The 15,878-nt window shown below is 44.5% G+C and carries 11 protein-coding genes; 7 read left to right on the top strand and 4 right to left on the bottom strand.

The features are described from left to right. Positions 1-58: 58 nt before the first annotated feature. On the top strand, positions 59-586 hold the full coding sequence (locus tag NV381_RS03480) for a cysteine hydrolase family protein (protein ID WP_258211877.1): 528 nt from the start codon (positions 59-61) through the stop codon (positions 584-586). 81 nt (positions 587-667) lie between these two features. Here NV381_RS03480 and NV381_RS03475 read toward each other — a convergent pair whose 3' ends face one another. Further along, complete coding sequence (locus NV381_RS03475) at positions 668-1,072, bottom strand: DUF6855 family protein (protein ID WP_258211876.1); 405 nt, start codon at positions 1,070-1,072, stop codon at positions 668-670. Between the two features lie 118 nt (positions 1,073-1,190). Between NV381_RS03475 and NV381_RS03470 the strand changes: the two genes are divergently transcribed. Both NV381_RS03470 and NV381_RS03465 read left to right on the top strand, forming a co-directional pair. Beyond that, entirely contained in the window at positions 1,191-1,511 is a 321-nt protein-coding gene (locus tag NV381_RS03470) for an ArsR/SmtB family transcription factor (RefSeq protein ID WP_258211875.1), read from the top strand. Further along, complete coding sequence (locus tag NV381_RS03465) at positions 1,498-1,956, top strand: SRPBCC family protein (protein WP_258211874.1); 459 nt, start codon at positions 1,498-1,500, stop codon at positions 1,954-1,956. The genes NV381_RS03470 and NV381_RS03465 overlap by 14 nt, the downstream gene beginning before the upstream one ends. A 200-nt stretch (positions 1,957-2,156) precedes the next feature. Here NV381_RS03465 and NV381_RS03460 read toward each other — a convergent pair whose 3' ends face one another. The 3 genes from NV381_RS03460 to NV381_RS03450 form a co-directional block, all read right to left on the bottom strand. After that, on the bottom strand, positions 2,157-3,836 hold the full coding sequence (locus NV381_RS03460; RefSeq protein ID WP_258211873.1) for a DUF11 domain-containing protein: 1,680 nt from the start codon (positions 3,834-3,836) through the stop codon (positions 2,157-2,159). Next, complete coding sequence (locus tag NV381_RS03455; protein WP_258211872.1) at positions 3,833-10,666, bottom strand: DUF7507 domain-containing protein; 6,834 nt, start codon at positions 10,664-10,666, stop codon at positions 3,833-3,835. The genes NV381_RS03460 and NV381_RS03455 overlap by 4 nt, the downstream gene beginning before the upstream one ends. A gap of 95 nt (positions 10,667-10,761) precedes the next feature. Next, a complete protein-coding gene (locus NV381_RS03450; RefSeq protein WP_258211871.1) occupies positions 10,762-11,400 on the bottom strand; it encodes a class I SAM-dependent methyltransferase in 639 nt (212 codons plus the stop codon). 348 nt (positions 11,401-11,748) lie between these two features. Between NV381_RS03450 and NV381_RS03445 the strand changes: the two genes are divergently transcribed. From NV381_RS03445 to NV381_RS03430, 4 genes are all read left to right on the top strand, one after another. Beyond that, entirely contained in the window at positions 11,749-12,540 is a 792-nt protein-coding gene (locus NV381_RS03445) for a DUF817 domain-containing protein (protein ID WP_258211870.1), read from the top strand. Between the two features lie 271 nt (positions 12,541-12,811). Further along, on the top strand, positions 12,812-13,234 hold the full coding sequence (locus NV381_RS03440; protein ID WP_258211869.1) for a MarR family winged helix-turn-helix transcriptional regulator: 423 nt from the start codon (positions 12,812-12,814) through the stop codon (positions 13,232-13,234). Between the two features lie 54 nt (positions 13,235-13,288). Next, positions 13,289-14,110: an alpha/beta fold hydrolase gene (locus NV381_RS03435; protein WP_258211868.1), complete on the top strand. Its 822-nt coding sequence runs from the start codon at positions 13,289-13,291 to the stop codon at positions 14,108-14,110. Positions 14,111-14,419: 309 nt separating this feature from the next. Beyond that, positions 14,420-15,871: a spore germination protein gene (locus NV381_RS03430; protein WP_258211867.1), complete on the top strand. Its 1,452-nt coding sequence runs from the start codon at positions 14,420-14,422 to the stop codon at positions 15,869-15,871. Positions 15,872-15,878: the final 7 nt, after the last annotated feature.

The raw sequence follows: 15,878 nt of genomic DNA, 5'->3' as shown, positions 1-15,878 counted from the left end.
AAGTACAATAGCTGCATAGTTACGACATGGCCCATTATTATAATCATGGGGTGAGATATTGATAACGAATATTGAAAGTGCCTTGCTTGTAATTGATGTTCAAAATGGCATGTTTCATGAAGCCTATCCAGTATACGACGGTGAGGGTTTACTAGAGCGCATAAGTGGACTTATCCAAAAGGCTAGAGCATGCGGTACTCCCGTTTTATATATCCAACATAATGAAGATGAAGGTTTGGTAACCAATAGTCCAGATTGGAACATACACCCCATGATAGCTCCAGTTGGCGGAGACACCATTATCCAAAAGCATACAGCCGATTCGTTCCATGATACTAATCTCCATATGAAATTGGTAGAGCTCGGGATTAGAAAAGTTGTTTTGGTAGGAATTCAAACAGATATATGCATCGATGCAACATGCCGTCGAGCCAACGAATTAGGCTTTCAAGTAACTGTGGTCAAAGACTGTCATAGTACATGGAATCAAGGTGAGCAAAGCGCGACACAAATTATAGAGCATTACAACGATCAATTTCGATCTTTCGCGGAAATTCTTGAATTTTCGAACATTGAATTCTGTTAGCTAGGTGTAAAAGAATGGATCGAGCCCTCTTAGTGAGGGCTTTTATATTTCCAATACCTGTTAATCTGGAAATATCATTACTTAAATCGCCCTCATTCGATTGTTTCTTGGGTTGTGCTCGACTTCCGCAAGTCCCAATTCCTCCATCAATGGTGGGATATACATACCGAATCTGCCTCGAAAACCTTTTTTCAAGCCGTACCAGCCGCCAATGGGATTCTCGGGAGAACGTCCCCATGCTTCAACCGTCCCTTCTTTGGCCTGCTTTTGTTCATCGGCGCTACCGAGCTCTACCCAGTCACCGTGCTCTTTAAGCTTAGCATATAAATCATCAATACAGCGGTAGTCATAATGCAAAACGGTTTTGCCTACAGTGCAGACGAGGATTGTTTTGCCGTCTTTCTCTTCCTTATACATCTCAAATTCGGAGGATTGAGGAGGCGTCTTTAATTTCCATGGATGTTCTTTGGTTCCGGGTGTAGACATATATCATTACTCCTTATAGATTAGTTTGTTGTCTCCACGTCAGAATATATCAAAAGAGGTCGGTTTGCAAGCATCATGTTAAGTTGACACTTAATTAAGTGTATGCTAAATTAAAGGCATGATCGATAAAGCCATTCAAGCTATAACGGAGCCTCGGCGCAGAGATATATTACATCTCGTCCGTAAAGGGGAGCTGACCTCAAGCGCCATTGCGTCACATTTTGACGTTTCAGCACCTGCTATTTCGCAGCATCTTAAGATTCTGGAAGAGGCGGGACTCGTTGTTGTCAGACGGGCCGGCACCAAACGATTTTATGGCATAAGGAGGGAAGGGTTTGTCGAATTAATGCAGTATATTGAGAGCTTCTGGGACGACAGCTTGTTGCGTTTGAAGGAAGCTGCAGAAGAGGAGGAAAGGAAAAGACATGAATCCAATTAGTAGCGATGATATGATCAAGAAAGAGATTTTTATCGAATGTCGACCTGAGACGTTGTACTCTTTTTTTATTGACCCTGATAAATTAGTTCGTTGGATGGGACGCCAAGTCTTACTCGATCCGAGTATCGGTGGTAAATATCGTATTGATGTCAACGGAAGTGATATTGCGATGGGGGAATATAAGGAGCTAGTTCCAAACGAAAAAATCGTCATGACATGGGGCTGGGAGAAATCGAAGTTGGTACCGCCTGGAGCCAGTACGGTTGAATTCAAATTAACCCCCAAAGATAATGGGACACTTTTAGTGATGACTCATTACGAGCTGCCGGCAATAGAAGTTGCCTCACATGTACAAGGCTGGACGCATTATATGCTTCGACTGCAATCGATGGCTCAAGGCCAAGATCCAGGTGTCGATCCGTGGTCTGATAGTGCTGTGCATTAATTTTTTGTAATCGCAAACAATTCCCCATAAAGTACCTATATTTACATATCATATAACTTAATTGGATCAAGGTATGTTGTCAGCTCACGACACAACCTTGATCCAATTTTTGATACCAGTGTTGGAAACATTTCTAAGAGCTGAAAACGGCAGCTTGGAACAAAGATCGAAATCCATCAAGTTGGCTGCTGGGATATTGTCTATTCATCAGGATCTTCAACAATAATTAAATAGCTATTCGAGCGTACCTCACTTCTGTATGTTCTGCCATCCAGATCAAACCGATATTGAGCTACTGCATGCCCTCTAATTCTTGAAACTTCCATATATCCACTAATTCTAGCCAAATAAGTGATGTTGATTCTTGCTTTCGGTATTATATTGCCTACGTATAACAAACCTCCTGCAAAAAGTGAAGCTGCTGGCATCCCTTGAATCTGAATGCTTACATTTAATAATGTAGCTTCCATAGGAACCAGATCGGTCAGAATAACATCGGCAGTCCAATTCCCGGAGTTGGTTAATTCGAGTACAAATTCAACCGTTTCATCAGGTTCAATAACATCTGGCCGAACATCGACATTCAGCTGAATGATGGGCGAGAACAGCCCTGTGGATACAGTGTTGGACATAATCGTTTCCTGAACCAGCCGTCCGTCAGGGAGGCGAAAAGTGTAATAAACCTTCGCTTGATTAACCAATTCAGCTGTTGTCAATTCTCCAACCAATGTCGTGACATTTACCTGAAACGAAATGGTAGTTTGTGTATACGCCCGGAGTGTTCCGAGACGAATTTCTTCAGGTCGACCCCCATTAAATGATTGTCCATTTAGCTGCATGCTGTCCCATATGAAGAGAACTCCTTTGGGCAGCACATCCACAAGTACAGCATCTACGGCAATGGCGGCATCGTTGGTCACAACAAGTTCGTAGAATAGCTTATCACCATGCGTGGCTCGTAGCCAATTCACTTGTTTACTTAGGGAGATAGCTGGTTGAATAACGTTGATTGTCACAAAGTTGCTGTCTACCTCTTGATAAGAGTGATCTGCCTGATACCGGATAAAAGCCTGATTGGTAAATTGGGAATCCGCCGGTACCTGTGTAATTTGTACACGGAAGCTGATGTTAATGGAAGTGTCCCGTGCTATCGAGCCTGCCGGAATACCCAGATTGGGATTGGATGATGGCATATAAACCTCATTAACCATTACACTACCGGGTACGAACACGGCTCCTTCCAATACCCGGAAGGTAGCTACAGCATCATGAATCGTCTGGCTTCCTTGATTCATAACAGAAATTGAATAAGTTACTGTATCCCCGATAAAAGTCTGTTCGGTATTCGCCTTTAAGTGGGCGGTTACCTTAACGCCTTGAACCTGAAGAATGAAGGAGTTGGAAGAAACGGATCCTGTAACCTTTCGTCCCTCATCCGTTTGGAAGCTGAAATCAGCTAGACCCTGATTGACTAGCTGAAGGTCTTTTGGCAGGGCTATAAGAATAACCTGAAATACAATTCGAACCAGCGTTTGTACACTAACGATACCCAGTTGGATACCCGCAGACGGATGCGTACCAGGAAGAGGAACACCGTCCCTTAGTACGCTGTTGGATATAAAGGCTGTTCCTTCAGGGAGCCTATCATACAGGGTAACCAGAGCGTCTTTATTGCCAGTATTGTGCAGGGTCAGACTGTAGGTAATGGTCTGACCCAGAGTGACTTGAGTATGTTCCGCACTTTTCACCAGCTTGAGTATAGGTCCTACTAATGGTGTGCTCACCGTATTGGAGTATGCAACACTATCAATCCCAGCTGAGCTGAAAGTTACCCGGGATTGATTGAGAAGTAGTTGTTTGGATAGTGAATTGGACGTCATATCGTAATGACCTGTACCTGGAAGGACACCGTAGAAAACCCGCCTGCGGCAATAGAACCAATAGCAATACCTGTATTCGGGTTAGCGCTTGGTCGCGGTGTTCCGTCGATGGTAGTGCTGCCAGTCACAAAGCTGGTTCCAACTGGAATAGGATCAACGAGGATCACATTATTAACGGTTTCGATACCGTTATTGCTGACAACAATGGTATACGTGATTATATCGCCAACCACCGCATCTATTGCAGAGGTACTCTTAACCACGGATATATTTGGAGAGGAAACAGGAATAACCAATTGGTTGGATAGAACACTTCCTGAACGTTGGATTCCATCGGGCGGCGTGAAGGTGAAACTGGCTGAAGCCTGGTTTACAAGCTGTTGTGGTGAAGGCAGTGAGTCGACGGTTACCTGCAGAGTTACTGTGACGTTAATGGAATCACCCGGAGACACCGTGCCCACCGCTATACCTCCGACTGGATTTGCACCTGGCTGAGGCACTCCATTGATTAATACGCTGTTCGGAATAAATTCCGCACCAGTAGGGATGTTGTCTGTCAAAGTGACCTGTGCATCCAGATTTCCGCTGTTGGTCAGGTTAAATGAATACAAAATCGTATCTCCAACAGTAGCATTAGTTGTATTGGCACTCTTAGCGACTGCAATAATCGGCTGATAAACAGGAGTAATAACCGTATTGGAGAAGGAAGCTCCTGAAAAGGCTCCGGAAGTAAAGCTGACAGAAGCTCGGTTGGCAAGTTGTGCTGGATTCGGGAGTGAAGTGACCGTTATAGAGAAGGTCGCTATGACGGTAGCACCTGGTGCAATTGTACCAAGTGAAATGCCTGAGGATGGATTGGCTGCTGGCCGTGCGTTTCCATCTATGGTTACACTGCCCGAATTAAATACGGTTCCTGTTGGAACAGGGTCGGTCAGAATAACATTGCTAACATTGGAAATCCCATTGTTCGTTACGGCTATACTGTAAAGAACTGATTCGCCAACGACGACATCTGTAGAGAGTGTTGTTTTGAGCACATTCAAGTTTGGAGAGGATACAGGAATCATTACTGAATTGGAAACTATGGAGCCATTTAACGTGCGTCCATCGGGAAGCGTGAACGAATATGCGGCGGATGCCTGATTGCTAATTTGCTGATTGGTGGGCAAGGAAACAATAATAACCGAGAACATGACCTCGATATTGGTAGTAACGTTACCAAGCGGTATGCCTGCTGATGGATCGGTCCCAGCTGCCGGAAATCCGTTGATGAGGACGCTATTGGGAACAAATGATGTACCCGCAGGGATCGAATCGGTTAATGTGATAGAGGCTCCATAATTGCCCGAATTTGTTATATCTACAATATAGACGACAGTGTCCCCGACGGTAGCGTCTGTTGTATTGGCACTTTTGGTTGCGGCCAATATCGGCTGATATACAGGAGTGCTTACCGTATTGGAGAAGGTAACGGCAGCGATGGCCCCTGAAGTGAAGCTTACCGTAGATTGATTGTTCAGTACGCTCGGTGTGGGCAGCGAAGTGACAGTTACATTGAAAACTATGGTTACAGTAGTGCCTGCCGTTATGGTTCCAAGGGAAACGCCTGTGCTTGGGTTTGCACTAGGACGGGTTACACCATTTACGGTGACAGAGCCGGCTACCAGCGAGGTTCCTGCAGGGGTAGGATCTGTGAATACGACATTGCTGACACTTTCAATACCGGTATTAGTAAGCACTGTTGTGTAGGTGACGATATCCCCGATGGCTACGGATGTGGATGGCGTGCTTTTGACAACAGCTACATTGGGAGAGGATACAGGGATAATAACTGTGTTTGATGCCGCCGAACCATTAAGAATACGCCCGTCAGGCAGGGTAAATACGTAGGCTCCCAATGCCTGGTTAGTTAGTTGCTGTGGTGAAGGCAATGTAGTTAGGACGACAGAAAACATCACAACCGTGCTTGAAGCGGCATCGACCACACCAGCATCAATACCGGATGAGGGATCGGTTCCGGGATGCGGTATATTATTGACAAGTACGCTGTTAGGCAAAAAAGTGGTGCCGGCTGGAATATTATCAGTAAGCGTAACTTGGGCCGGATAGTTGCCGGTATTATTCACAACGACTGTATAATTAACGGTATCACCAACTGTTGCATTGATGGTATCCGCACTTTTCACGAGGGCGATGATAGGTTGAAAGACGGATGTGGTGACTGTATTGGAAAAGGTAGTCCCTGAGAAAGCACCGGATGTAAAGCTGACTGCCGCTTGATTATTCAATACAGCTGGATTGGGAATGGAATTAACGATAATGCTGTACACAATCGCTACAGAAGCAGAGGGAGCTAGGGTGCCTAGAGCAATACCAGCAGCTGGGACAGCAGTAGGTACGGATACCCCGTTAATAGTAACACTGCCAGCAACAAATGAAGCTCCTACGGGTGTAGGATCGTTAAATTGAACTTTGCTTATGGCTTCGATACCGTTGTTCGTAATTGTGATTGAGTAAGTAACTGTATCTCCGATGGCGACGGAGGTGGAAGATGTTGATTTGGTAACGGCTATATTCGGGGCGGATACGGGAAAAGTTACGGTATTGGATGTGGCTGAGCCATTCAACAACCTTCCGTCAGGAGGCATAAACGTATAGGTTGCCGAAGCAGTATTGCTCAGCTGTTGTGGTGAGGGCAGGGTGGTGACCACAATTTCAAAACTGGCGCTGACGCTCGTGCCGGCTTTGACCGTACCCAGACTGATCCCTGTTACAGGTGAGGCACCTGGTTGGGGGACACCGCCAACATTCACACTGTTCGGGGAAAAGACAGCTCCTGCAGGAATCGTATCGAACAGGGTAACCACTGCGTCCAAATTACCTGAATTGGTTGCAACGACTGTGTAAATGACCGCATCACCAACAGTCGCATTGTTCGAGCTGGAGCTCTTCACCAAAGAAATTTGCGGCTGAATGACCGGAGTTATCGTGACATTGGATGATGAAGAGCCTGAGAAGGTACCGGAAGTAAAGCTGACCGTAGACTGGTTGTTAATTTGTGAAGGAATCGGCATGGTTATCTTCTCCTCAAATGTTACGGTAACCGCAGCGCCTGGGGCCAAGGTACCGATTGGAATGCCGGATGACGGATTTGCGTTCGGCTGGGAAACACCGTTCACAAGTACGCTTCCGGATATGAATGATGTATTATTGGGTAGGATATCGCTTAGATTTACGTTATTGACATTAGCGATGCCTCTATTAGTTACAACTATTGTATAGGTGAGTGTATCACCAGTGACGACGAATGCAGGACTAGAGCTTTTAACCAAACTTACGTTAGGCACGGATACAGGAACTGTCAGCACATTGGAATTAGCTGTGCCAGGCAGTTGACGACCATCAGGCAGATTAAAGCTGTAAGAAGCTGCAGCCTGGTTCACAAGCTGTTGTGTGGAGGGAAGCGAAGTGATCGTCACTAAAAAGCTCACAGCAATGGAATCCCCAGGAGCTACCTGCCCAACCGGAATTCCTGTAATAGGGCTTACTCCTGGTGTGGGTACCCCCCCTATAATCACGCTGTTAATATCAAAGGTCGCTCCAATTGGAATATTATCGGTTACTGTCACATTGGCCGCGATATTTCCAGCATTGCTGACTTGGATCAAGTAATTAAAGGTATCTCCTACGGTTGCGTTCGTGGTGCTCGCACTTTTACTCAATGCTACAATTGGCTGATATACAGGTGTGACTACCGTATTCGAAACTGCGGTTCCGCTAAATGAACCAGACTTGTAGGCAACATTGGCCAAGTTGTTGAGCTGAGCAGGGCTCGGAAGTGATGTGACCTTGATTTGAAAGGTGACGGTTATAGCTGCCGACGGATTAATAGTGCCCACAGAGATACCTGAATCGGGTCTTGCGTTTACGGCTGTCGTTCCATTTATTATTACACTTCCTGTAATGAAGGCAGCCCCTGTCGGGATCGGATCGGATATCACCGCACTGGTAATGGCCTCTATTCCGGTGTTGCTGACAACGAGTGTATAGGTTAGCACATCGTTGACGGCTGCTGCCGTCAGATTGACGCTTTTGCTTATCGATACTTGAGGTGTGGACGCAGATAGACTCAAAGTATTTGAACTGCTAGAGCCAGAAAGGCTTCTACCGCTCGGAAGCTGATACGTATAACCGGCTATCCCCTGGTCGGTCAGTACCGGAGGAGAAGGAAGTGAATTCAGCAAAGTTTGGAATGTTACGGTTACTATGCTGCCTGGTGTTATGGCTCCTATCGGAATACCTGTATCAGGGGAGATTCCAGTTCGAATAACGCCATTCACGGTAATGCTGTTCGGTATAAAAATCGAGCCTGCAGGAATATTGTCGGTCAAGGTAACCTGCGCGGCAATATTGCCAGTATTGCGAACTATCAATGTGTACGTCACGTTGTCTCCAACGACAACATTAGAAAGACTGGAGCTTTTGCTGATCCCAATAATCGGCTGGTAAACCGGGGTAGTCGTGCTGTTAGATAATGATAGTCCGGTGAAGGTACCAGAGCTGTAGGATACGGTTGACTGGTTCACAAGCTGGGCAGGTGCGGGAAGCGAAGTGATCAGAAGCTGAAAGCTTATCGATACGGAGGTGCCTGCTGCAACCGTACCTATGGATATCCCGCTTGCTGGCACAGCGGTTGGCCTTGCCGTGCCACCTACGGTAACACTTCCTGCGACCAGAGCGGTTCCGGCTGGAAGAGGATCTGTAAATACGACATTGCTGACAGCTTCTACGCCGTTATTAGATACGACAGACGTATAATTAATCGTATCACCGACAGCTGCATCCGCCATACTAACGCTTTTGACGACTGTAACGTTAGGCAGCGAAACGGGAACGGATAAGGTGTTTGAAGAAGCAGAACCTGAAACTGTACGTCCATCCGGTGGTTGGAAGGTATAAGTTGAATTAGCTTGATCGACCAGTTGGGGAGGAGAAGGGAGAGTGTTAACGAGCACCTGGAAAGTTACAGTAGTCGTGGCCCCGGCTGCCACAGTACCAATAACCACACCGGTAGACGGGTTTGCACCAGTAACGACGACACCATTGATTCTAAAGCTGTTTGGCACAAAAGTGCTTCCTGCTGAGATATTATCGGTGATCGTCGTCAACGCTCCAATATTGCCTGAGTTCACAACCTGCAAGGTATAGGTGACCAGATTGCCTACCGTTGCGTTGGAGGTGCTTGCGGTTTTGGCAATCGTAAGGATAGGAGAATACACTGGAAGCGTCACACTATTGGAGGGAATAACACCGGTAATAATCGATCCTCCAGCAACGCTTTGAAAAGTAAAGGCAGCATTAGCCGTATTCACAAGCTGTTGTGGACTCGGTACAGACGTTACGTTAGCCCGGTATGTAACGGTAATCGAGCTGCCGAAGCTTAATGAGCCGAGCGGAGCTCCCGCTGTAATGTCATAGGTAGGCTTGACTACACCTGCAACGCTAACAGAGCCATTTACAAAAGAAGAGCCGGGAGGCAGAGCATCCGACAGAACGACACTTGCAGCGCTAGCCGTTCCTGTGTTGCTGACTGTTACCGTATAGGTCACGGAATCTCCATTGATGACGCCGGACACATTGGCACTTTTGACAACATTGATTTGGGGCGCATTAATATCTACCTGTATAGCGTTTCCATTAACGACGTAGGCGTCTCCGGAAGTAGTCAGGCTTAGAACCGCCGAAGATTGGTTATTTGCCAGCCTTGCAGAAATATCTACGTTGGTAATATCCCAACCTTGTCTTCCTCCAGTAATATTGGTTCCCGGAGCACCGTTGGTTTGGTTGCGGTTACCGAAGGTGCCTGTCGTGTTGATCAATCCTGCGTCGTTGTTAATTTGTGAAGCAAAGAAGTTGGCGGCGAAATTATTCGGCCCCGATAATGCTACCAAAGAGGTGGTTGTTGGTCCGAATAGCGCCTGATCTCCTGTTCGGTTCGCATCTCCTTCCTGGGCGCTGAAAAGGGCCCTGCCACCTAGAGCCCCTGTCACAGGTGTGGCAAAACCGGTAATCGTTGTGTTAACCGCCGACGATGTTGCTTGAACGAGAACCGCTCCGGCCCGGATTGACATATTGCGGAAGGGAAGGGAAGGGTTCTGGTAAATAACACCGAGTGTCCATCCCGCATGGTTTGCTGTTGAATCGCCTGGGATAACTATCGTTCCAACCACACCGCTTGTTATATAAGTACCAGCCATGCCTTGCTGTATAAGTGAGGTAACGTTAGCTGAACGAACATAAGCGAGGGCCCCATTTCCCAGATCGACCTGATTTGCTGTTGCGGAATCAGGCACGATGCTTGATGTTACTGCCGGTGTAGTAAATGTAACAGGGTTATTTATCGCCGATGTGAGATTGACCGTACCGTTAACATAAGTACCGCCCCAAATTAATTCTGCGTATAGCACAGTACTACCGGTTGGCAAGCTCAAAATCGCCGCCGAGCTGTTGCTCTGGTACAGACTTGTAGTGCCACTTGGATAAGTACCGTAAGTAGAACCGGTATTTGTTGTAATGAAAGCGCCGATACTGTCCTGCACGCCGGGTACACCTGCTGTATCAGATCGGCTTAATCCCAAAGTATTTCCTGTAAAGGTGATAGCGCCGGTTGCGTTGAACGTAGCTCGAACTATGAGAGGAATGTTTATCACCCCCTTGATCTCGATAAAGGAAGACCACTTTTGCAACTCTTGTTTCAAAATTCCCCAATTAAGTATATTAACTTCATCCCAAAACTTGTTTGTCCAAATATAAGAATTATTAATACTCAAAATTCTACCTTCCAGTCATGATAAGCCAGCAGCTGGAATAGTAAAGAAGAGGGCTTACGCCCTCCAATTAACTTTCATTTCTCCACCACTCGATTTCAACTGTCTTCAAGCTGCCTTTTCCTTCTGTACGCTTCCAATGAGCGGGGTTCAAGAAAAGTCTGCCGACTCATATGCTCAAGCTCATCATGCGAAATGTTAAGTTTGACGGCCACCAGATGATACATAATTTCGTGTACGACATTAACTTCTATATCCTGCAGTAATTCCAGCTCATCCGTCTCATAGAGCGGCGGAACATAGGGCGGTTTGTAAAATAGCTCCATGCGAAGCAGCCGGAAATCGAAATCTGGTTGCGGTTCAACGTAACCCGCAAGATCTGGACAGCGCGCTCCATGAGATGGCTGGTAAAAATCGGATGTCCAATATCGCGGGGTATACTGATCGAATTTTTGCTTGAGATAAGGATTGGACATGTGAACAAAGCTGTGGGCATAAGGGGACAATATACAGACGATCGCCTTATGAATGCACAGTCTGTATAGTTCCGACATCACTTTATGGAGGTCCTGAACATATGGCAGGGAGCGGCTGGCCATAACAAAATCAACCGAATTGTCTGGCAGCGGAATTGCTTCATTTAGATCCCAGACCAGGTCGACACCCGGCAATAACTGACGATCGATACCAAAAAAACCTGGAGCTTTATCCGACCCGCAGCCGATATCGATTCTCACGTATATCACTCCTTCCTGATCTCATTGTAATGGTTACCACCATTGTATTAAAAATCGCGGAAGTGGACTCGGCTATGTACCTATACGGCACAAGTTAATGCGTTCATTATATAGAGAGACAACACGGATTTTCTTGTTCAACGACTCAAATGTGCCTATGATAATTATTCCAATAAATTCCACTCGTAGGATGTGTACTTAAAATAAGCAAATCTATACAAGTTATTTTCTCTTTTTCCAAATCGATACACCTTTATTATGTAGTAGAAGATACAAGTACTCGTACTCAAATTGTAGGCTATTGATGAAACGTACGATAAATAAGGGCATGGGAGGAGGGAAAGATTATTGAGACCTATAATACAACTACTTCATTTTGGTTATCACCAGGCGATGAGCTGCATATTTCCTGTTGTTATCTTTGGAACTTTAGCTCTCTCTAGCATTATAAAGGTACCTTTCATTCATCGTTACGATACCATTCTAATTATATTGCTTGGGGTGCAATACCTCATGTACCGCAGCAGATTAGAGACACGTGATGAAATCAAAGTAATTTGTATATTTCACTTAATTGGTTTGGTGCTGGAGTTATATAAGGTATGGATGGGATCATGGTCATACCCTGAGCTTGGGTATACGAAGCTGCTCGGTGTCACGCTCTATAGCGGATTTATGTATGCAAGTGTAGCAAGCTATATGTGTCAGGTATGGCGGAGACTGCGGATGGACATGACCGGCTGGCCTGGGCTAACTTCTTCGGTACTGCTAGGTGGAGCTATTTATTTCAATTTTTTCACCCATCATTTTATGCCCGATTTTCGTTGGTGGCTGACGGCGCTTGTATTTATTGTTTTCCGGAAAACATGGATCATATATCGGGTTCGGACTGTAACTTACCGAATGCCCTTAACGCTCGCTTTTATCATTGTAGGTTTTTTCATCTGGTTAGCTGAGAATATTTCCACATTTTTGGGCGCTTGGAAATACCCTGACCAGCACCAAACCTGGCAACTAGTTAGTTTCAGTAAGATCAGCTCGTGGTTCCTTCTAGTAATTATTAGCGTCATTATCGTTGCTCAGCTTAAACATGTTAAAGCTAGTCGAGCAACGAACGTTTCAGGGTCCAGTTACACCTAGCTCTTGGATTAATTTTTTAAATGTATCGTATGCAGGTTTCGGAGAATAATCATCCCGCATAATACCATATTGATGGAAAAGATCTTCTTTGGAACTATCGGCATCCCGGAGTCCAAAGAGCTCGTAATGGGAAATATTAAGCTCAAGACGCAACTCATAGATCGTTCGGATAACCGTCTCAAGAACTTTCGCTTGTTGCTCATAAGTTCGATCCTGCAGCGGGGGGTTACCAAGTATTGACATTAGTTTGATGTCAAACTATAATGCAGTTATGGAAACTAGAGATGTCATTTCAATAATCTCCAAAATTAGAGAGAAAGTTAATAGGTTCATTTTAGCAGAGATGGTGAAGCAGGGGATAGAGGGTATTGGCACTTCGCATGGTGATATCATCTATGCGCTTTTTAAAAATTCCAGACTCACAATGGCGGACATTTCTAAACGAATAAATAAGGATAAATCTACGGTCACAGCACTTGTTGACAAGTTGGTCCGGCTCGGATATGTGACAAAGGAAAGGGACAGAGAGGACACGAGGATTGTTTATGTTGCTTTAACCCCTAAGGGGAGTGAACTGGAACCGATCTTTGAAGCAATATCTAAAGAATTGTTAGACCTGTTTTACTTAAACATCTCAGATAAAGAAAAAGAAGATTTACTTAATATTTTAAAAAAGATTTACAATAATTTTTAAAAATTTTTAATCAAATAGTTTGATATAAAACTAAATAACGAGGAGGAGAAAATCATGAGAGATTTCACGAAAGAATTGCCAGATCATAAGGAGAAATACATTGGGGAATACGATTTATTTCTAGAGATATTCGAGGGGGAGAACCTCCCAAAAGCAGCTAGCAATAGACCCCCTTTGCTTTTTGTACACGGTGCTTTCACAGGAAGTTGGATGTGGAGCAAATACATTCCTCACTTTATCGGTGAAGGGTGGAAATGTTATGTTATGAACTTGAGAAGCCACTACAAAAGCAGGCTGCTGGATATGACGAAGATAACTTTCGAAGATTACTTGGAAGATATGAAAGAGGTTATCGCAGAATGTGATATTCCGCCGATTCTTGTCGGATTTAGCATGGGGGGAATCTTGAGCCAAAAGTTGGCTGAAACCATCGAGATCTCCGGGTTGGTATTGATCGATTCGGTCATCAGCAGAGAAGTGTATGAAGTAGTACCATACAAGGAATTAGACCCGTCGACACCTGGTATCATAATGCCTGCACCAAACCGTGAAGAGCTTTCAAGTATAGATGAAACGGCAGAAGACATTGAATTTCAAAGAAAGTATCTGACAATGGAGTCCTCGAGGGCATTTAGCGCTTTTGTTTTTTCAATCGAAGCCAAGGGTATCTCTATTGACAGCCGTTCTTTTTCTTACCCTTGCTTAGTTGTCAAAGCAGTGAACTGTGACGATGACGATCGTCGGGGAAGAGTGACAGCGGAACACCTTCGTGCTGAATATAAGGGGCTGTGGAACACAACTCATACCGGTGTGCTTGTAGGGCAGAGATATATGGAATCCGTAGATACAATCATGGATTGGTTAAAAAGATTTTAAGATCCACAGAGGTTCTTGTCATTGCTCGATGATAAGAACCTTTTTATAATATCAGACGTTATAAGTTTTCAGCGGAGCTTAAGAAGTCTGATATTGCAAGAAAAGCTACAACTTAGACACGAATGTCTCTTCCTCGAAAGGGCTTCGATCAGAAGCTTTTCTTACATCCCTGAAAGCATACTGATTGCAGTGTATTCGTCTGCTTGAGCATAGATTGAATACGGCAGAGCTGTGATCTGAATAATTAACTGCTTGAAATGAGATAATGAATTCGTGGAATATAAAATCTGGAAAAAGAGTTGATTAGAAATGAATTCAGCTCCACCTATATGGAAAGATCTTAAAGAATCATTAGATTTTGTATGTTACGAACATCAAACGAAATCCGAACCTTATTATATTGGCTATTTCACTACGCTTGTTGATTCACAAGTATTGCACCGGGATATTCTTGGACGTCTCACCCAGGATTCGAATAGTTCATTGGATGATTTGTACAATCTGATTCCGATTGCGGAAAAAGAAATATCTTGTGACTCGAAAATAATTGAAAATAAATTGTTGCGGGGATACGTAGCTGTTCAACATGGTCTTCATAATCATCATACAATTTTGTTCAAAGCCGCTATATTCGAGGGTCGTAAGGTAACGGTACCTCAAGTCGAATTCACCGTAGAAGGAGCGAAAGATGCCTTTGTTGAATCACTGGACATCAATCTTAACTTGATACGCAAGCGGATTCCCTTGCCCGAATTACGTATAAAAGAGAGCACTCTAGGTAGTGTATCCAAGACGAAAGTGGCGATTTGTTACATAGAAGGAATAACGAACGAACAATATGTAAATACATGTATACAGCGTATAGAAGATGTAGAATTCGATATGATTCCGGATATTACTTTGCTTCAACAAATGATTGAAGATAATTCAAACTCCATTTTCCCGCAAACAGTTGGAACTGAAAGGCCGGATTATGTTTCCTGGGCTTTAGCATCAGGGCAGATTTGCGTCTTGATCGACGGGTCTCCGACCGCAGTCTTTGCGCCGGTCAATTTAGGAATATTTTTCACCTCTTATGAAGATTATTTTTTGCCTTGGATGATCGGCTCTATTTTAAGGGGAATCCGCATGTCTTCTGTTGTATTTTCCATTTTTGCCACACCATTGTATGTTGCTGTATTAACGTATCATGGTCAGGGAATTTCAAATATTTTTTTGCCCACGATCATTTCTTCCAGGCTATATGTACCTTTCCCTCCAGTAGTGGAAGTTCTCATTATGGAACTTGTCATAGAACTGTTACGGGAAGCTGGCGCCAGGCTGCCTAGTAAAATTGGTCAAACTATTGGAATTGTTGGAGGTATTGTACTCGGAACAGCCGCTGTTGAAGCTTCATTAACAAGCAACTTTTTATTGATGATTGTGGCGTTATCGGCTTTGGCTTCCTTCACAACACCCATTTTTCGAATGAGTGCTACGATACGGGTTCTTCGTTTTCCATTTATTTTCGCAGCACAGTTATGGGGGATATTAGGTGTTTTCATCTGTACCCTTGCTGTGGTTACCCATTTGTTGCGATTAACATCTCTCGGGATGCCTTACCTTGTTCCTTTCTACCCGTTTCGGATTACCAATATATATGATTCTATTGTACGATCTCCATATTCTCAATTTCATCATAGGTTTAGCTTTTTTAGATCACCAGCCCCCGTAAGATTTAATAAGAAAAACGCGAAATTAAAAAAAGACATCGACGAATGAAAGTCTG

Origin of the sequence: Paenibacillus radicis (ex Xue et al. 2023), assembly GCF_024722015.1 — a bacterium.
In the GTDB taxonomy this organism is placed as follows: Bacteria; Bacillota; Bacilli; order Paenibacillales; family NBRC-103111; genus Paenibacillus_S.
The sequence above is the reverse complement of the archived record's forward strand: the minus strand, read 5'-3'. Positions and strand labels throughout refer to the sequence as shown.

What these genes read in the sequence shown, in the direction of transcription:
- NV381_RS03475 (WP_258211876.1), bottom strand. Translation starts at nt 1,072, where the DNA reads ATGTCTACACCCGGAACCAAAGAACATCCATGGAAATTAAAGACGCCT.
- NV381_RS03465 (WP_258211874.1), top strand. Translation starts at nt 1,498, where the DNA reads ATGAATCCAATTAGTAGCGATGATATGATCAAGAAAGAGATTTTTATC.
- NV381_RS03430 (WP_258211867.1), top strand. Translation starts at nt 14,420, where the DNA reads ATGAATTCAGCTCCACCTATATGGAAAGATCTTAAAGAATCATTAGAT.
- NV381_RS03440 (WP_258211869.1), top strand. Translation starts at nt 12,812, where the DNA reads ATGGAAACTAGAGATGTCATTTCAATAATCTCCAAAATTAGAGAGAAA.
- NV381_RS03460 (WP_258211873.1), bottom strand. Translation starts at nt 3,836, where the DNA reads ATGACGTCCAATTCACTATCCAAACAACTACTTCTCAATCAATCCCGG.
- NV381_RS03435 (WP_258211868.1), top strand. Translation starts at nt 13,289, where the DNA reads ATGAGAGATTTCACGAAAGAATTGCCAGATCATAAGGAGAAATACATT.
- NV381_RS03470 (WP_258211875.1), top strand. Translation starts at nt 1,191, where the DNA reads ATGATCGATAAAGCCATTCAAGCTATAACGGAGCCTCGGCGCAGAGAT.